Source organism: Streptomyces rishiriensis (assembly GCF_030815485.1).
GTDB classification, from domain to species: Bacteria; Actinomycetota; Actinomycetes; order Streptomycetales; family Streptomycetaceae; genus Streptomyces; species Streptomyces rishiriensis_A.
Window position 1 is genome coordinate 2,528,259 of sequence record NZ_JAUSWV010000002.1, and the last position, 18,036, is coordinate 2,546,294.

Genomic DNA, 18,036 nt, shown 5'->3' on the forward strand with positions numbered 1-18,036 from the left:
AAGTGCGGGCCGGACCCGACCGGGGGATGATCGGGCCAAGAGGTCTTTTCTGGCAGACTTTGTGTCCATGGGTGAACCGACTGTGACGCCATTGGAAGGCCGTGACCAGGCCCTCCCGGAGCCCGTCACGGCCACGCCCCGGCAGCGCCGCCTGCACCGGCTGCGCAGCCCCCGCCGCCCCCGTCTCTGGTTCGAGATCCTGCTCATCGCGGTGAGTTACTGGACGTACTCCCTGGTACGCAACGCGGTCCCGGAACAACGCGCCGAGGCGCTGCGCAACATGGACTGGATCTGGCGTCTGGAGCACAGCCTCGGCATCGCCGTGGAGGAGTCGGTCAACCACGGGGTGAACTCGGTGACCTGGCTCATCGTGGGCATGAACTACTACTACGCGACCCTGCACTTCGTCGTCACGCTGGCCGTCCTGGTCTGGCTCTACCGCAGCCACCCGGGACGCTACGCGGCGACACGCCTGGTGCTCTTCGCCACCACGGCCGTGGCCCTGGTGGGCTACTACCTGTATCCGCTCGCGCCGCCGCGGCTGATGCCGGGCGGTGACTTCGTCGACACGGTGATGGTCCACCAGACCTGGGGTTCGATGGCGTCCGGCGACCTCAAGCACATGTCGAACCAGTACGCGGCGATGCCGTCCATGCACATCGGCTGGTCCCTGTGGTGCGGTCTGACGGTGTTCGCGCTGGCCAAGCTGCCCTGGGTGCGCATCCTGGGCCTGCTGTACCCGACGGCGACCCTGGTGGTCATCGTCGCGACGGCCAACCACTTCTGGCTGGACGCCGTGGGCGGCGTCCTCTGCCTGGCGTTCGGCTTCGCGGTGGCCCGCGTCTGGTACGGGACTCTGCCGTACGCCCTGCCGAGAACGGCGCCGCCGCGGGGACAGGGCAGGCCCCTGCTCCCCACGAAGGCCTGACGCCCGGCCCGCGGGTCCGCCCGCGGTCATGACCCGGTGAACTCCTTCGCGGCGGGGACGGCGGCGCCGCACGGCCCCTCACGACGCTTCCGCCGCCGCCCTCAGCGCGTCGATGAACGCGTCCAGCGCGGGCTGCGCGGGCGCGGTCTCCCGGATCACCGCCTGGATGGCACGCACCGGCACCGGATCACGCACCTCCCGCACGACGACGCCCGGATGCCGGCTGCCGAGCCCCAGCCGGGGCACCAGACTCACGCCCAGCCCCGCGGCGACGAACCCCTGGGCGGTCACGTAGTCCTCGCTCTGCACCGCGAACCGGGGCCGGAACCCCACCGCCGCGCACGCGTCGAGCTGGGCGTCGAGACAGGGCCCCGGCCACTCGCTGCCCACGAACGCCTCCTCGGCCAGCTCCGCCAGCCGCACACTCCGCCGCCCGGCGAGCCGGTGCCCGCGCGGCAGGACGGCGAGATAGGGATCGTCGAGCAGGTGCAGCAGCCGTACGCCACTGTGCTGCCGCCTCTCCCGGCTCACCGACAACGCCAGATCGGCACGCCCTTCCCGCACCTCCGCCAGGGGGTCCTCGGGATCGACCGTCAGTTTCAGCTCCATCCGGACGCCGGGATGCGCCTCTCGCAGCCGCGCCACGGCCGGCGCCACCAGCCCGGCCCCCGCGGTGGCGAAGTACCGCACCGAAAGATGCCCCGTCCGCCCGGCGAGCAGGTCGGCGAGCGCCGTCTCGGCCTCGGCGACCTGCCGCCCGATGGCGTCCGCGTACTCGGTGAGCAGCAGTCCGGCAGCCGTGGGCCGCACACCCCGCCCGGCCCGCTCCAGCAACGCGGCCCCCGCTTCCTTCTCCAGGGCGGCGATCTGCTGACTGACGGCGGACGGCGTGTACCCCAGCGCGGCCGCCGCCCCCGTCACCGAGCCGTTCCCGACGACCGCTCGCAACACCTGCATCCGCCGCACATCAAGCATGCAGTGCAGCTTAACGAATCATCCAGAACATTTCACTTGTCCTCACAGGTAGGACAGGACGACCGTAGGGGCATGCCCCTCGCCTCCACGCTCCGCATGGCCGCGCTCGCCCTCTTCTGGGGCTCCGGCTTCCTCTGGATCAAACTGGCCCTGACCCACGGCCTGACCCCGGCCCAGATCACCATCACCCGGTGCGTCCTGGGCGCGGCCGTCCTGCTGCTCCTGGCCCGCCGGGCGGGCCAGCGCCTTCCGCGGTCCCGGACCGCCTGGGGCCATCTCGCCGTGGCCGCCCTGTTCTGCAACGCCCTGCCCTTCGCCCTCTTCGCCCTGGGCGAGCAGCACCTCGACTCGGGCATCGCGGGCGTCCTCAACGCCACGACCCCGCTCTGGTCCCTCCTCATCGGCATCGGCATCGGCACGGACCGTTCCCTGCACCCCGTACGCCTGGCCGGCCTCGTCCTGGGCTTCGCCGGTACCGTCCTGATCTTCGCTCCCTGGCACCACGAGGGCCTGTTCAGCCTGCCCGCCCTGTACCTGCTGGCCGCGGCGGCCAGCTACGCGGTGGCCTTCGCCTACATGGCCCGGCATCTGACGGCCTCGGAGACCCCGATGGCCATGTCGGCGGCCCAGCTTCTCGCCGCCACGGCCTGGAGCACGCTGGCGCTCCCCGCGGCCGGTCCCTTCCGTCCGGACGCCACGGCCCTGCTCGCCGTCGCCGCGCTGGGCGTCCTCGGCACGGGCGTGACCTTCTATCTCAACTACCGCCTGATAGCGGACGAGGGCCCCACCACGGCGGCGACCGTCGGCTACCTGCTCCCGGTGGTGTCCGTCGCGCTGGGCGCGATGATCCTCGACGAGCGGACAGGCGTACGCGTTCTCGCGGGCATGGCGGTGGTGCTGGTGGGCGTGGGACTCACCCGGCGGAACACGGCGTCGCGCACACGCGGGCCGTCGGACACCCGCGGGTCGTCCGGTACGCGGCGCGACGGTGCGGCACAGCCGGCCGCTCACCGCTGACCAGGGCAGGGCAGGCGCTAGCCGACGTAGAACAGCTCGTCCACCACGCCCCGTGCCCGGCGGGCGGTCCGGCGGTAGTCGTCGAGCATGTCGCCCACCCGCCCGGGGCCGTACCCCAGGTACCGCCCCACCGCGACCAGTTCCCGGGCGTCGGACGGGAAGGTGTCCCCCGGCCCGTCCGCGCACCAGCATCACCGCGTTGCGCACCCGGGTCGCCAGCACCCACGCCTCGTCCAGTGTCGCCGCGTCCTCGCCGGGGATGAGGCCGGCGTCGCGCGCGGCGGCGAGCGCCTCACGGGTCCGGGTGGTCCGCAGCCCCGGGTGCGTGGAACCGTGCCGCATCTGCACCAGTTGCACGGTCCACTCGACGTCGGACAGGCCGCCCGGTCCGAGCTTGGTGTGCAGCTTCGGATCGGCGCCCCGGGGCATCCGCTCCGACTCCATCCGGGCCTTCAGCCGCCGGATCTCCCGTACCGCGTCCTCGCCGAGCCCGTCCGCCGGATACCGCAGCGGGTTGATCAGTTCGATGAACCGGCCACCCAGTTCCTCGTCGCCCGCCACGACTTCGGCTCGCAGCAGCGCCTGTGACTCCCAACCGAGCGACCAGCGCCGGTAGTAGGCCTCGTACGACTTCAACGTGCGTACCAGCGGACCCGACTTGCCCTCCGGGCGCAGATCGGCGTCGATGAGCAACGGCGGGTCGGCACTGGGGATCTGGAGCAGTCTGCGCATCTCGGAGACGACCTTGTTCGCGGCCTGCCCGGCCTCGCGCTCGTCGACGCCGTCCCGGGGTTCGTGCACGAACAGGACGTCGGCGTCGGAGCCGTAGCCCAGTTCGTGACCACCGAAGCGGCCCATGCCGATGACGGTGAATCGCGTCGGCAGGGTGTCGCCCCAGCCGTCCTGCACGACCGCGCGCAGGGTGCCGGCCAGCGTGGCGGCCGTGATGTCGGAGACGGCCCCGCCCACCAGGTCGACGAGGGCGCCCTGATCCGCCTCGACCGGCTGCGCCTCCGTACCGTAGGAGGCGACGATGTCGGCGGCGGACGTACGGAACAGCTCGCGCCTGCGCACTCCGCGCGCGGCCGTGACCGCCTGCACGACCCCGTCGGCCCGGCGTACCGCCGCGAGTATCTCCTGCTCCAACTGGGCCCGCCCGCGCGGCTCGAGGCCCCCGGCGTCCCCGTCGCCGAGCAGTGCCACCGCCTCCGGCGCCCGCATCAGCAGATCGGGGGCGAGCCGCCCGGCGGACAGGACCCGGGCGAGGTTCTCCGCCGCGGCGCCCTCGTCCCGCAGCAACCGCAGATACCAGGGTGTCTTGCCGAGCGCGTCCGACACCTTGCGGAAGTTGAGCAGACCCGCGTCCGGGTCGGCGGAGTCCGCGAACCAGCCGAGCAGCACCGGCAGCAGGGTGCGCTGGATGGCCGCCTTGCGCGAGACGCCGGAGGCCAGCGCCTCCAGGTGGCGCAGCGCGGACGCCGGGTCGGCGTACCCGAGCGCGACCAGCCGCTCCCGGGCCGCCTTCGGGCTCAACCGGGTCTCCCCCGGCGCGAGTTGCGCGACGGCGTCGAGCAGCGGGCGGTAGAACAGCTTCTCGTGCAGCCGACGGACCACGGCGGCGTGCCGCTTCCACTCCTGGCCGAGTTCGGCGACCGGGTCGGTGCGCAGTCCGAGCGAGCGGCCCAGCCGCCGCAGGTCGGACTCGGCCTCGGGGACCAGATGGGTCCGGCGCAGCCGGTAGAGCTGGATCCGGTGCTCCATGGACCGCAGGAACCGGTACGCGGCGTCCAGCTGCTCGGCGTCGGCGCGCCCGACGTATCCCCCGGCGGCGAGCGCCTGGAGGGCGTCGAGCGTGGTGCCGCTGCGCAACGACGCGTCGGCCCGCCCGTGCACGAGCTGAAGCAGCTGCACGGCGAACTCGACGTCCCGCAGCCCGCCGGGCCCGAGCTTCAGTTCACGGTCGACCTCGGCGACGGGGATGTTCTCGACGACCCGCCGCCGCATCCTCTGCACGTCGACGACGAAGTTCTCCCGCTCGGCCGCCTGCCACACCAGGGGCCCGACAGCGGCGACGTACTCGGCCCCGAGTGCCAGGTCGCCGGCCACCGGCCGCGCCTTCAGCAGGGCCTGGAACTCCCAGGTCTTGGCCCACCGCTGGTAGTAGGCGAGATGGCTGGACAGCGTCCGCACCAGCGGCCCGTTGCGCCCCTCGGGCCGCAGATTGGCGTCGACGGGCCAGATGGACCCTTCCACGGTGGTCTCGGAACAGATCCGCATCAGGTGCGCGGCCAGTTTGGCGGCGGCCCGTAGCGCCTTGCCCTCGTCCGCCCCGTCGACGGCCTCACCCACGAAGATCACGTCGACGTCGGACACGTAGTTCAGCTCGTGCCCGCCGCACTTGCCCATCGCGATGACGGCGAGCCGGCACAGCGCGGCGTCGTCGGGCGCGGCGGCCCGGGCGAGGCCCAGGGCGGCCCGCAGCGTGGCGGTGGCGAGATCGGCGAGCTCGGCGGCGGTCTCGGCGAGCTCGGTCGTCCCGCACACGTCACGTGCCGCGATGGACAGCAGGCAGCGCCGGTAGGCGACGCGCAGCGACACGGGATCCGTGGCCTCGGCCAGGCCCCGCTCGAACTCCTCCACCCCGGGATGCAGATCCCGCGGCTCGTACGTGACCAGGGCCTCCCAGTCCCGCGGATGCCGGGCGAGGTGGTCGGCGAGGGCGGCGGACGCCCCGAGCACCCCCAGCAGCCGGTCGCGCAGCGGCTTGGCCGCAATGAGCGTGTCGAGCAGCTCCCGGCGGGCGGTGGGCCCGGGCTGGGCCTCCAGCAGCCCGACGAGACCGTGCAGGGCGAGATCGGGATCGGCGGTGGCGCCGAGGGCCTCCAGCAGAAAGGGATCGTTGCGCACCGGCGACAGCTCGGGGCCGTCCAGGAGCCGCTCGGCGGCGGACGGGTCGGTGAAGCCGTGCCGCAGCAGCCGTGTGAAGGTGCTGCTCCTGCGCCCCGGCGCCATCATCCTCGGCCCTCCCTCGGATCAAGGTCGTACGCACCTGAGAGTAACCCGCGCCTTTAGGTGGCGCCCCGGCCGGGTTTCCGGTTCTGTGGTACTTCGGTTCCGCATGACTTCGGTCCTGCGGGACTTCGGTTCTGTGCGGAGCGACGGCCACGACGAGGGAGTCAAGCCATGGACATGACCCTAGAGGTGATCCTGCTGCCGGTGTCCGACGTGGACCGGGCCAAGGAGTTCTACCGCGACAAGGTCGGCTTCCACGTCGACCTCGACGGCGAGGTCATGGAGGGCGTACGCATCGTCCAGCTCACCCCGCCCGGCTCCGGTTGTTCGATCGCCCTGGTCGACGGTCTCCAGGTGCCGACGGGGACCCCGCAGCCGGGCACCTACCACGGCATGCAGCTCTGCGTGACGGACGCGAAGGCGGCGTACGAGGAACTGACGTCCCGCGGCCTGGAGGTCACCGAGCCCCAGCAGTTCGCGCCGCAGGACGGGGCGACCTTCATGTACTTCAAGGACCCCGACGGCAACGGCTGGGCGATCCAGGAGTACCGCCGCCGGGAGACGGAACCGCTCCACCAGGTCCTGGCGAAACTGAAGGCGTAGCGGCGACGCACGCACGGGCCGACGCGTGACGTTCGCGCTGCCGGCCCACGGACGGCCCGGGTCGGTGAGACGCCGAGGGGCCGGCGGTCTCACGACCGCCGGCCCCTCGTTCCGTCGTAGCGGGAAACCCGCCCCGACCTGCGCTTACAGCACCGGCAGGTTCTTCCGCAGCTCGAAGGCGGTGACCTCGGAGCGGTACTCCTCCCACTCCGCCTTCTTGTTGCGCAGGAAGAAGTCGAAGACGTGCTCGCCGAGGGTCTCGGCGACGAGGTCGCTGCGCTCCATCAGGCTCAGGGCCTCGCCGAGGTTCTGCGGGAGGGGCTCGATGCCCATCGCGCGGCGCTCGGCGTCGGACAGCGCCCAGACGTCGTCCTCGGCGCCCGGCGGGAGCTCGTAGCCCTCCTCGACGCCCTTGAGCCCGGCGGCGAGGAGCATGGCGTACGCCAGGTACGGGTTGGTGCCGGAGTCGAGGGAGCGGACCTCGATGCGCGCGGAGCCCGTCTTGCCGGGCTTGTACATCGGCACGCGGACCAGCGCGGAGCGGTTGTTGTGGCCCCAGCAGATGTACGAGGGGGCCTCGCCACCGGCGCCCGCGGTGCGCTCCGAGCCGCCCCAGATGCGCTTGTAGGAGTTGACCCACTGGTTGGTGACGGCGGAGATCTCCGCGGCGTGCTTCAGGAGGCCGGCAATGAAGGAGCGGCCGACCTTGGAGAGCTGGTACTCGGAGCCGGACTCGTAGAACGCGTTGCGGTCGCCCTCGAAGAGGGAGAGGTGCGTGTGCATACCGCTGCCCGGGTACTCCGAGAACGGCTTCGGCATGAAGGTGGCCTGCACGCCCTGCTCCAGCGCGACCTGCTTCATGATCAGCCGGAAGGTCATGATGTTGTCCGCCGTGGAGAGCGCGTCGGCGTAGCGCAGGTCGATCTCCTGCTGGCCGGGGGCGCCCTCGTGATGGCTGAACTCGACCGAGATGCCCATCGACTCCAGCATCGTGATGGCCTGGCGCCGGAAGTCCTGGCCGACGTTCTGCGGGGTGTGGTCGAAGTAGCCGGAGTTGTCGGCCGGGGTCGGGCGGGAGCCGTCGGTCGGCTTGTCCTTCAGCAGGAAGAACTCGATCTCGGGGTGGGTGTAGAAGGTAAAGCCCAGGTCCGAGGCGCGCGCCAGGGCACGCTTCAGCACGTACCTCGGGTCCGCGAAGGACGGGGAGCCGTCCGGCATGAGGATGTCGCAGAACATGCGGGCGGTACCGGGGGCCTCCGCGCGCCAGGGCAGGACCTGGAAGGTGGACGGATCCGGCTTGGCGATCATGTCGGACTCGTAGACCCGGGCGAAGCCCTCGATCGCGGAACCGTCGAAGCCGATGCCCTCATCGAAGGCCTGTTCGAGCTCGGCCGGCGCCACGGCGACGGACTTGAGGAAGCCCAGCACGTCCGTGAACCACAGCCGTACGAACCGGATGTCGCGCTCCTCCAACGTCCGGAGCACGAACTCCTGCTGCTTGTCCATCTTCCGCTTCCCCATCCTTGCTGGTCAGGCCGCCTGTTTCCCGTCCCACGGAGAGGCGGTCGGGCACCTGAGCATCACACCACAACACCATTTCGTGCGCGTTGCCGACCATGATCGCCTCGGCGACCCGGGCCTGAACGCCTCGCGTCCGGCAGATGTACTGCCTCGCGTCCGGCACGTGTACTGCTCTGCCGCCCATCTTGCCTGCTCGCGCCGACATCCGTAACGCCCCGCCCCCTGCGTCCCGCCCCACCTGTTTGATTTGTAGCTCACATGCAAGTTCTACTGGCGTGCCGGACGGCAGACGACCGAGTGCTTCGAGGAGCCCGATGCTGTCCGAACAGTCCGCCGCCACCGTCCGCGCCACCCTCCCCGCCGTGGGCGCGGCCATCGGTGAGATCACCGAACGCTTCTCCGTCGGCACCCGGGCCTGAACCCGGCGGTTACCGGCCGCCGGTCAGGTGACTCGGCCGTCGCGCCCGGTTCAGTACGGCCGCGGGATCTCGTGTTCGTCCAACGCCGCGCCGTAGCGCTCCAGCAGGGCGTCGAGGCCCGCCAGCAGAAGCCCGGCGGCGTCGCGGGCGTCACCCAGGTCGCCGCGGTCGCAGGCCTCCACCAGTTCGGCCATGTCGGTGCGGAGGATGTGCAGGGAGTCGCCCTGGACCAGAACCCCGGGGAAGCGTCGGCCGGGCAGGCGGACTACGGCGTTGTTGCCGCCGGCGGTGAACAGCTCTGCTTCGATGCGTTCCATCGGGCCATCCAATCCGGAGCGGTGATGCGGCGACAACCGCATGGCTTGGGGAAAACGTGAAGAACGGGCGTGGAGGGCGGGCGTGGAGCACGGGGCGGGCGAGAGGCCCCGCCCCGTCGCCGGCCCGCGCGGCGCCGGTGCATCAGGCGGGCCTCGGGATCCCCAGCAGCAGCGGCCCCGTCGGTTCCGCCACGATGTCCCGACCGTGATCGGGTCCAGGGACGCGAAGAACGCCTCCTGGGCCTGGCGCAGTGCGCCGCGCAGCCGGCAGGCCGAGGCCAGCGGGGCACGGGGCGGCGCCCTCGCAGTCGACGACGTCACCGTCCCCCTCGAAGGCGCGGACCACCGTACCGACGGACGCCGCGCGGCCCCGTTCGGTGAGGGCCAGGCCGCCGCCCCTGCCTTCTCTTGGCTGTGACCTGTCTACGACTTTCCCATCTCCCCCATTACGATCAGCGGACTCGAACACCCCGACCGTCCCGCCCCATTTCCCCGAAGGACAGGCCTCATGGGTTCCGCCAACAAGACCGGCAGCGCGGCGCGCAAGGCGCGTATAGAGGAGATGCGGCGGACCGAGCAGGTCCGGGAGCGACGGAACCGGTTTCTCGTGATCGGCGGCAGTGTCGTCGCCGTGGTCGCGCTGGTCGCCGGTGGTGTGTTCGTCGTGAAGTCGCAGTCCGGCGACGACAAGGACACCGCCGCCGACGGCAAGGCGGCCTCGGGTCACTTCGTCACCGGCGCCGACGGGGTCAAGACCTGGAAGGGCACGCTGGGCCGTACCCACGTCAGCAAGACCGTCACGTACCCGACCGAGCCGCCCGTCGGCGGGGACCACAACCAGGTCTGGATGAACTGCGACGGTGAGGTCTACACCAAGGCCCTCGACAACATGAACGCCGTGCACTCGCTCGAGCACGGCGCGGTCTGGGTGACGTACAACAGCAAGGCGAGCAAGGCCGACGTCGACGCCCTCGCCGCGAAGGTCGAGAAGACGCCCTACACGCTGATGAGCCCGGACGACGCCCAGGCCGACCCGATCATGCTGACCGCCTGGGGCCACCAGCGCACGGTGACGGGCGCGAGCGACGCGAACGTGGACGCGTTCTTCGAGAAGTTCGTGCAGGGCGAGCAGACGCCCGAGCCGGGCGCCGCGTGCACGGGTGGTCTGCCGCAGTGAGGTACGCGGGAGTGGCGGTCGCCGTGGCCGGGGTGCTCGTCGCCGCCGGGGCCATCACCTACTCCGTCGCGGAGGACGGCGCGGCGCAGACCGCGACGCCCGCCGCCGACTCCGCCGACGCCGGGTTCGCCCGGGACATGGCGGTGCACCACCAGCAGGCCGTCGAGATGTCGTACATCGTCCGGGACCGGACGGCCGACGCGGACGTGCGGCGGCTCGCCTACGACATCGCGCAGACGCAGGCCAACCAGCGCGGCATGCTGCTCGGCTGGCTGGATCTCTGGGGTCTGCCGAAGGTGTCGTCCGACGGCCCGATGGCCTGGATGGGCATGGGGGGCATGAGCGACGGCGAGGACGGCGCGCTCATGCCCGGTATGGCCACCGACGGCGAGCTGAAGAAGCTCGGCACGCTCAACGGCGAGCAGGCCGAGATCTTCTACCTCCAGCTCATGACCGACCACCACAAGGGCGGCATCCACATGGCCGAGGCGTGTGCCGCCAAGTGCACGGTCGGGGTGGAGAAGCGGCTCGCGCGGGGCATGGTCGAGGCGCAGCAGTCGGAGATCGATCTGATGACGGACCTGCTGAAGGCGCGCGGGGCCAAGCCGTAGCAGGCGCCCATCGGCCCAACCCATAGGGTTTTCCCTCGATTTCACGGACGTTTCCGTCAAATCATCCCAGCAAGCGGTCACTTGGGCGCTTCTTGGTTTTCGCATTCCCCTGACGTGAAGCGTTCGTCGCAAGAGTGGCCCGCACGTCGAGTGATCCACTCGCGTCGAACCACATACAGGGGGTCCTATGAGATCCAACCGCGCCGCGCTGCGCGCCGGAGCGAGCATGGCAGCGACACTGCCCATGATCGCCGGCGCGCTGGCGCTCGGCATACCCGCCGCCCACGCCGCGGACATCCCGACCCGTGACACGCTGGCCGGGACCAAGCCCGCGTGGGCCACGGCCAAGGCGGACAAGGGCTCGACCTCGGACAGCGCCCAGGTCTCCGCCCGCGTCTACCTCGCGGGACGCGACGCCGCAGGCCTCGCCGCGTACGCGAAGGCCGTGTCCGACCCCGCCTCGCCCGCCTACGGCAAGTACCTCTCCGCCGCGCAGTCCCAGGCCCGCTTCGGCGCGACGAAGGCCCAGGTGGCGGCCGTCAGGTCGTGGCTGACGGCGGCCGGCCTGAAGGTGACGGGCACGACCGGGCACTACGTGTCCGTCAGCGGTGACGTGGCCGCCGCCGAGAAGGCGTTCGGCACCCAGCTGCACAACTACGCCAAGGGCACGAAGACCTATCGCGCGCCCTCGAGGACCGCCTCCGCGCCCGCGGACCTGGACGGCGCCGTCCTGACCGTCACCGGCCTGGACAACGCACCGCACAAGGCCGCGTCCAAGGACCAGCTTCCGCCGCCGGACGCGGTGTTCAAGAACTCCGGGCCGTTCTCCTCGTACTACGGCTCCAACACCGCGAGCACTCTTCCCTCGGCGTACGGCAAGAAGATCCCGTACGCCGTGCAGGGGTACACCGGCAAACAGCTGCGGGCCGCGTACGGCGCGGGCGGCTACACCGGCAAGGGGGTGCGCATCGCCATCACCGACGCGTACGCCTCGCCGACGATCGCCTACGACGCGGCCGCCTACGCGAAGGCGCACGGCGACGCGGCCTGGAAGACGGGCCAGCTGTCCCAGGTCCTGCCGAAGAACTACACCAGGACCGAGGAGTGCGGGGCGGCCGGCTGGTACGGCGAGGAGACCCTCGACGTCGAGGCCGTGCACGCGGTCGCGCCGGCCGCGAACGTCACGTACGTGGGCGCCGCGTCCTGCTACGACGACGATCTGCTCGACTCGCTCAGCAAGATCGTCGACAACCACCTCGCCGACATCGTCTCCAACTCCTGGGGCGACATCGAGGCCAACCAGACGCCGGACCTCGCGGCCGCCTACGACCAGGTCTTCCAGTTCGGCGCGGTCGAGGGAATCGGTTTCTACTTCTCCTCGGGCGACAACGGCGACGAGCTCGCCAACACCGGCACGAAGCAGGTCGACACCCCGGCCAACTCCGCGTGGGTGACGGCGGTCGGCGGCACCTCGCTGGCGGTCGGCAAGGGCGACAAGTACCTGTGGGAGACCGGCTGGGGCACCGACAAGGCCTCGCTGTCGGCCGACGGCAAGAGCTGGACGGACTTCCCGGGCGCGTACACCTCGGGCGCGGGCGGCGGCACCAGCAGGACCGTCGCCGAGCCGTACTACCAGAAGGGCGTCGTCCCGAAGGCGCTCGCCACGGCCAACAGCGCCGCCGGCAACCGCGTCGTCCCGGACATCTCGGCGATCGCCGACCCGAACACCGGCTTCAGGGTCGGCCAGACCCAGACCTTCCCGGACGGCACCGAGCAGTACAGCGAGTACCGCATCGGCGGCACCTCGCTGGCCGCGCCGGTCATCGCGGCCGTGCAGGCCCTGGGCCAGGAGGCGCGCGGCGGCAAGGCGATCGGTTTCGCCAACCCGTCGATCTACTCCAAGTACGGCTCGCGGGTCTACCACGACGTCACGGACGACCCGACCGGATCGGGGCTCGCGGTCGCGCGCGTCGACTTCGCCAACGGCTACGACGCGACGGACGGACTGCTGACCTCCGTCCGCAGCCTCGGCAAGGACAGTTCGCTGTCCGCCGTGAAGGGCTACGACGACGTCACCGGCGTGGGTACGCCCGCAAACGGTTACGTGGAGTCGTACCGCCGACGCTGAGCAGGGCGTACGCCGTCGCAAGCAGGGCGCGCCCGTTGGGGGGCGTGGGGTATCCGACACCCCACGCCCCCCCATCGCGTCGCATTGACGATTACACTGATGCCCGTGCCTCAACTTCGTCTCGCCCTGAACCAGATCGACTCGCGCGTCGGCGACCTCGTCGGCAACACCGAAACGATCCTCCGCTGGACCCGGCACTCCGCCGAGCAGGGAGCGCATCTCGTGGCGTTCCCGGAGATGGCGCTGACCGGGTATCCCGTCGAGGACCTCGCCCTGCGCTCCTCCTTCGTCGAGGCCTCCCGCACGGCCCTGCGCGAGCTCGCCGTCCGCCTCGCCGACGAGGGCTTCGGCGAACTGCCGGTGGTCGTCGGTTTCCTCGACCGGTCCGAGAGCGACCGGCCGAAGTTCGGCCGGCCGCCCGGCTCCCCGCGCAACGCGGCGGCGGTGCTGCACGGCGGCGAGGTGGTCCTGACCTTCGCCAAGCACCACCTGCCGAACTACGGCGTCTTCGACGAGTTCCGCTACTTCGTGCCGGGCGACACCATGCCGGTGCTGCGGGTGCGCGGCATCGACGTGGCCCTCGCGATCTGCGAGGACCTCTGGCAGGACGGCGGCCGGGTCCCCGCGGCGCGCTCCGCCGAGGCCGGTCTGCTGCTCTCCATCAACGCCTCCCCCTATGAGCGCGACAAGGACGACACGCGTCTCGAACTGGTCCGCAAGCGGGCCCAGGAGGCCGGCTGCACCACCGCCTACCTCGCGATGATCGGCGGACAGGACGAGTTGGTCTTCGACGGCGACTCGATCGTCGTCGACCGCGACGGCGAGGTCGTGGCGCGGGCCCCGCAGTTCTCCGAAGGATGCGTGGTCCTGGACCTCGACCTGCCCGCGGCCTCGGCCGACGCCCCGACCGGAGTCGTGGACGACGGTCTGCGCATCGACCGCGTCGTGGTGTCGCAGGAGCCCGTCCCGGCGTACGAGCCCGAACTGAGCGGCGGATACGCGGAGCGGCTGGACGACGCCGAGGAGATCTACTCGGCGCTGGTCGTGGGCCTGCGCGCGTATGTCGCGAAGAACGGCTTCCGGTCGGTGCTGATCGGGCTGTCGGGCGGTATCGACTCGGCGCTCGTCGCGGCGATCGCGTGCGACGCGGTGGGCGCGGAGAACGTGTACGGCGTGTCGATGCCGTCGAAGTACTCCTCGGAGCACTCGAAGGGCGACGCGGCGGAGCTGGCGCGCCGGACGGGCCTCGACTTCCGTACGGTCCCGATCGAGCCGATGTTCGACGCGTACATGGGCTCGCTCGGCCTGACGGGTCTGGCGGAGGAGAACCTCCAGTCGCGGCTGCGCGGAACCCTGCTGATGGCGATCTCCAACCAGGAGGGCCACATCGTCCTCGCCCCCGGCAACAAGTCGGAGCTGGCGGTCGGTTACTCGACCCTGTACGGCGACTCGGTCGGCGCGTACGGCCCCATCAAGGACGTCTACAAGACGTGGATCTTCCGGCTCGCCGAGTGGCGCAACGCCGCCGCGGCACAGCGGGGCCAGACCCCGCCCATCCCCGAGAACTCGATCACCAAGCCGCCGAGCGCGGAGCTGCGCCCCGGCCAGGTCGACACCGACTCGCTCCCGGACTATCCGGTCCTGGACGCGATCCTCGAGCTGTACGTCGACCGGGACCAGGGCGCCGACGCGATCGTCGCGGCGGGCTACGACCGTGACCTGGTCGTCAAGACCCTCCGCATGGTGGACACCGCCGAGTACAAGCGCCGCCAGTACCCGCCGGGCACCAAGATCTCGGCGAAGGGCTTCGGCAAGGACCGCCGTCTGCCGATCACGAACGGCTGGCGCGAATCCGTGTGACGGCCGCCCCCGGGGCTCCGTGACGCGTGTCGGCCGTGGTGCGCGGTGCTCGTACCGAGGCGCCCGGGTTCCGGGCATGGCCAAAACCCGGACGGAACTCGTCCACCGGCGCGTCCGCCACGACCTGGAGGTGGACACGGCCCGCACCGAGTCCCTGGACCGCGCGCGGGCCGTCGCCGCCCGGACCGGGTGACCGACGGCGCCGGATCGGGCCGTGGGCCGGGCGGGGGCGTCGTCAGCGCAGGGCGGCCTCGCCCGCGTGTACGGCACGCAGGGCGCGCTCGACGGTCTCCTGGTTCTCGCCGACCGGAGCCACGTAGTCGAGGACGTCGTGCGCGGCGTCCTCGCCGAGCGTGCGGCTGATCACCCACGTGGCGAGGTACTGCGACGCCAGGCAGCCGCCCGCCGTGGCGATGTTCCCCTCGGCGTGGAACGGCGCGTCCAGCACGGTGACGCCGCAGGCCTCGACGAAGGGCCGGCTCATCCTGTCCGTGCAGGCCGGCATGGAGCCCAGCAGCCCGAGCCGGGCGAGCACCAGCGCGCCGGAGCACTGCGCGCCGATCAGCTGGCGCGCGGGGTCGAGCGGAAGCCTGGAGACCAGCCGTTCGTCGGCGACCACGTCGCGCGTCTTCACTCCGCTGCCGATCAGCACGACGTCGGCCTCGGTCACGAACTCCATCGGGCGCTGCCCGGTCACCTCGACGCCGTTCATCGACGTGACCACCTTCGTAGGCGTCGTGACGAAGGCCTCCAGGCCGTCCTTGCGGCACCGGTTGATCAGTGCGGAGGCGATGAAGCTGTCGAGTTCGTTGAATCCGTCGAAAGTGACCACGGCTACCTGCATCGCAACTCCTCCACGCCCGGCAACGGACCGCCAGTCTCGCGGGGCCCGCCACGACCGGTCGAGAGCCAATCAGCGCAAGGTGGCCTGCCGCCGCCGTCAGTGACGCGCCCCCGCCTCCGCCGTCCGCGGCACATGCGTGGCGACGACGCGCTCACGGCCGGTGGACCGGGGGGTCCGGCGCGCGTCGACCGCGGCCGCGACGCCCGCCACGACCAGGCCCAGGGCCGCCAGGACCGCTCCCGCCAGTGCCGGTGAGGTCACGCCGAGCCCGGCCGTGAGGGCGAGGCCGCCGAGCCAGGCGCCGCCCGCGTTGGCCATGTTGAACGCGGCCTGGTTGGCGGAGGAGGCCAGCGACGGGCCCGCGGCCGCCTTCTCCATCACCATCAGGTTGAGCGGCGAACCCGTCACGAAGGCCGCCACGCCGAGCAGGACCACGGCCAGCGCGCCGCCCCACGCCGTCGTCATCAGCAGCGGGAACAGGGCCAGGACGACCACCAGGGACGTCAGGCCGCCGAACAGGGTCGGGCGCATCGCGTGGTCGGCGAGACGGCCGCCCACCAGGTTGCCGATCGTCGCGCCGACGCCGAACAGCGCGAGCAGCAGCGTCACGCTGGTGTCGGCGTAGCCGGCGGAGTCCGTCAGCATCGGCGTGATGTAGCTGTAGGCGGAGAACAGGGCGCCGAAACCGGCGACCGTCGTGCCGAGGGCCAGCCAGACCGGCAGCGAGCGCAGGGCCGCCAGTTCGCGGCGCAGCCCGACGGCGGGCGCCTGGGTGTGGTCGCGCGGGATCAGCAGGGCCAGCGAGGCGATCGCCGCCACGCCGATCACGCCGACGCCGAGGAAGGTCGCGCGCCAGCCGAGGTGCTGGCCCATGAGGGTGGCGACGGGGACGCCCGCGATGTTGGCGACGGTCAGGCCGAGGAACATCAGCGACACCGAGCGTGCCTTGCGCTCCGGGGCGACCATGTTGGTGGCCACCACCGCGCCGACGCCGAAGAACGCGCCGTGCGGCAGACCGCTGAGGAAGCGGGCGGCGAGCAGCGAGTCGTATCCGGGGGCGAAGGCGGACAGGGCGTTGCCCGCGACGAACAGTCCCATCAGGGAGATCAGGACGGTCCGGCGGGACATGCGGGCCGTCACCGCGGCGAGCAGCGGCGCGCCGATGACGACGCCGAGCGCGTACGCCGAGACCAGATGCCCGGCCGTCGGGATCGAGACATGCAGGTCGTCCGCGACGTCGGGCAGCAGGCCCATCATCACGAACTCCGTGGTGCCGATTCCGAAGGCACCCACGGCCAGGGCGAGCAGGGCCAGGGGCATGAAGATCTTGCCTTTCGGGGAGAGGGAGTTCCGTTTCATCATACGTTTCGTATGTTCAACTACGGAACAAAGTCTCCTCGGCCCGCTATTCCAGCGGGTGACCCCCTGGTTAAGGTGTGGTGACCTTCACACGTGCCGCCACCGGGAGATGGTCGCTGCCCGTCTCCGGCAGCGTCCACGACGTGACCGGCTCCACGCCCTTCACCATGATCTGGTCGATCCGCGCCATCGGGAACGACGCGGGCCAGCTGAAGCCGAAGCCGCTGCCCGCCGCGCCCTGCGTGGAGCGCATCTGGGAGGTCACGGCGTTCAGCGAGCGGTCGTTCATGGTGCCGTTGAGGTCGCCGAGCAGGACCACCCGGGTCAGCTTCTCGTCGGCGATCGCCTCGCCCAGCGCGTCCGCGCTCTTGTCGCGCTGCCGGGCGGTGAACCCGGCCTGGAGCTTCACCCGCACCGACGGGAGGTGCGCGACGTAGACGGCGACCTGCCCCTGCGGAGCGGTGACCGTCGCCCGCATCGCACGCGTCCAGCCGAGCTTGATGTCCACGGGCTTCACACCGCTCAGCGGGTACCTGCTCCACAGGCCCACCGTGCCCTGCACCGAGTGGTACTTGTACGTCGCCGCCAGCGCCTTCTCGTACACCGGCACCGCCGTGGCGGTCAGCTCCTCCAGGGCCAGCACATCGGCCTCGGACGCGGCGACGTCACGGGCGGTGCCGGCCGGGTCCGGGTTGTCGGCGTTGACGTTGTGGGTGGCGACGGTGAGGTCGCCGCCGCTGCCGGTCCGGTCGACGAGAAGCCCGCCGAAGAGGTTCAGCCAGACCACGGCCGGGAGGACGACGGCGATCAGCGCGGTCGCTGACCTGCGCACCACCGCCAGCACCAGCAGGACCGGCACGAAGAGGCCGATCCAGGGCAGGAACGTCTCCGTGAGGCTGCCGAGGTTGCCGTAGCGGTTGGGGATGCGAGAATGCAGCCCCATCACCAGGGAGAACGCCAGGGCGAAGCCGGTGAGGACCAGGCCCCGCCGCCAGATGCGCGGATCACCGCGCCAGCCCGCGCTCACCCGGCCGAGCAGAGTGCCGATCAGGCGCCGAAGCCGAACTCCTCGGGGCTCGGGACCCGAGCCTCCGTTGTCGTCCGTCTCCGTCATGTACGCCTGCTGCGCCATACCGTCGCCTCACTGCCTGCCTTGCACACCGTCCGTTCCCCCGGGTACGACCCTAGGGGATGATCGGCTTTGTTCTCGCCGTCCCGTGACGGCCGTACGGGGACGAGGACGAGCGGGGTCCTCCCACGGGTTC

The 18,036-nt window shown here is 71.3% G+C and carries 14 protein-coding genes and 2 pseudogenes; 8 read left to right on the forward strand and 8 right to left on the reverse strand.

The window, feature by feature from the left end:
• Nucleotides 1–67: 67 nt before the first annotated feature.
• Nucleotides 68–928, forward strand: coding sequence for a phosphatase PAP2 family protein (locus tag QF030_RS13755; protein ID WP_307162952.1), 861 nt, complete (start codon nucleotides 68–70; stop codon nucleotides 926–928).
• Between the two features lie 78 nt (nucleotides 929–1,006).
• Here QF030_RS13755 and QF030_RS13760 read toward each other — a convergent pair whose 3' ends face one another.
• Nucleotides 1,007–1,903: a LysR family transcriptional regulator gene (locus QF030_RS13760; protein ID WP_307162953.1), complete on the reverse strand. Its 897-nt coding sequence runs from the start codon at nucleotides 1,901–1,903 to the stop codon at nucleotides 1,007–1,009.
• Between the two features lie 96 nt (nucleotides 1,904–1,999).
• Here QF030_RS13760 and QF030_RS13765 point away from each other — a divergent pair, with 96 nt between their 5' ends.
• Nucleotides 2,000–2,920, forward strand: a complete 921-nt coding sequence (locus tag QF030_RS13765) for a DMT family transporter (protein ID WP_373428890.1) — start codon at nucleotides 2,000–2,002, stop codon at nucleotides 2,918–2,920.
• Nucleotides 2,921–2,937: 17 nt separating this feature from the next.
• Here QF030_RS13765 and QF030_RS13770 read toward each other — a convergent pair.
• A pseudogene (locus tag QF030_RS13770) lies at nucleotides 2,938–5,935 on the reverse strand (bifunctional [glutamine synthetase] adenylyltransferase/[glutamine synthetase]-adenylyl-L-tyrosine phosphorylase).
• Between the two features lie 168 nt (nucleotides 5,936–6,103).
• On the opposite strand from QF030_RS13770, the gene QF030_RS13775 reads away from it, so the two are divergent.
• Nucleotides 6,104–6,535, forward strand: a complete 432-nt coding sequence (locus tag QF030_RS13775) for a VOC family protein (protein WP_307162955.1) — start codon at nucleotides 6,104–6,106, stop codon at nucleotides 6,533–6,535.
• 144 nt (nucleotides 6,536–6,679) lie between these two features.
• Here the strand turns inward: QF030_RS13775 and QF030_RS13780 are convergent, their stop codons facing one another.
• The 3 genes and pseudogenes from QF030_RS13780 to QF030_RS13790 all read right to left on the reverse strand — a co-directional run.
• Entirely contained in the window at nucleotides 6,680–8,041 is a 1,362-nt protein-coding gene (locus QF030_RS13780) for a glutamine synthetase family protein (RefSeq protein ID WP_307162956.1), read from the reverse strand.
• 484 nt (nucleotides 8,042–8,525) lie between these two features.
• On the reverse strand, nucleotides 8,526–8,792 hold the full coding sequence (locus QF030_RS13785; RefSeq protein WP_020126760.1) for a DUF6959 family protein: 267 nt from the start codon (nucleotides 8,790–8,792) through the stop codon (nucleotides 8,526–8,528).
• 142 nt (nucleotides 8,793–8,934) lie between these two features.
• Nucleotides 8,935–9,201 (reverse strand): annotated as a pseudogene (locus QF030_RS13790) (RrF2 family transcriptional regulator); the annotation flags it as partial.
• 99 nt (nucleotides 9,202–9,300) lie between these two features.
• Between QF030_RS13790 and QF030_RS13795 the strand changes: the two are divergent.
• From QF030_RS13795 to QF030_RS13815, 5 genes are all read left to right on the forward strand, one after another.
• On the forward strand, nucleotides 9,301–9,969 hold the full coding sequence (locus tag QF030_RS13795) for a DUF3105 domain-containing protein (protein ID WP_307162957.1): 669 nt from the start codon (nucleotides 9,301–9,303) through the stop codon (nucleotides 9,967–9,969).
• A gap of 11 nt (nucleotides 9,970–9,980) precedes the next feature.
• Nucleotides 9,981–10,580 (forward strand): DUF305 domain-containing protein, encoded by a 600-nt coding sequence (locus tag QF030_RS13800; protein WP_307162958.1) that lies wholly within the window; start codon nucleotides 9,981–9,983, stop codon nucleotides 10,578–10,580.
• Nucleotides 10,581–10,767: 187 nt separating this feature from the next.
• Complete coding sequence (locus tag QF030_RS13805; protein WP_307162959.1) at nucleotides 10,768–12,708, forward strand: S53 family peptidase; 1,941 nt, start codon at nucleotides 10,768–10,770, stop codon at nucleotides 12,706–12,708.
• A 105-nt stretch (nucleotides 12,709–12,813) separates the two neighbouring features.
• Nucleotides 12,814–14,568, forward strand: a complete 1,755-nt coding sequence (locus QF030_RS13810; RefSeq protein ID WP_307162960.1) for an NAD+ synthase — start codon at nucleotides 12,814–12,816, stop codon at nucleotides 14,566–14,568.
• Between the two features lie 19 nt (nucleotides 14,569–14,587).
• Nucleotides 14,588–14,761 (forward strand): phosphotransferase-like protein, encoded by a 174-nt coding sequence (locus tag QF030_RS13815; RefSeq protein ID WP_307162961.1) that lies wholly within the window; start codon nucleotides 14,588–14,590, stop codon nucleotides 14,759–14,761.
• Between the two features lie 42 nt (nucleotides 14,762–14,803).
• On the opposite strand, the gene QF030_RS13820 is transcribed toward QF030_RS13815, so the two are convergent.
• The 3 genes from QF030_RS13820 to QF030_RS13830 all read right to left on the reverse strand — a co-directional run bounded on the left by QF030_RS13820 (nucleotide 14,804) and on the right by QF030_RS13830 (nucleotide 17,903).
• Entirely contained in the window at nucleotides 14,804–15,412 is a 609-nt protein-coding gene (locus tag QF030_RS13820) for a DJ-1/PfpI family protein (RefSeq protein ID WP_307162962.1), read from the reverse strand.
• A 96-nt stretch (nucleotides 15,413–15,508) separates the two neighbouring features.
• Nucleotides 15,509–16,732, reverse strand: a complete 1,224-nt coding sequence (locus QF030_RS13825; RefSeq protein ID WP_307167562.1) for an MFS transporter — start codon at nucleotides 16,730–16,732, stop codon at nucleotides 15,509–15,511.
• Between the two features lie 109 nt (nucleotides 16,733–16,841).
• Nucleotides 16,842–17,903 (reverse strand): endonuclease/exonuclease/phosphatase family protein, encoded by a 1,062-nt coding sequence (locus QF030_RS13830; protein ID WP_307162963.1) that lies wholly within the window; start codon nucleotides 17,901–17,903, stop codon nucleotides 16,842–16,844.
• Between the last annotated feature and the right edge of the window lie 133 nt (nucleotides 17,904–18,036).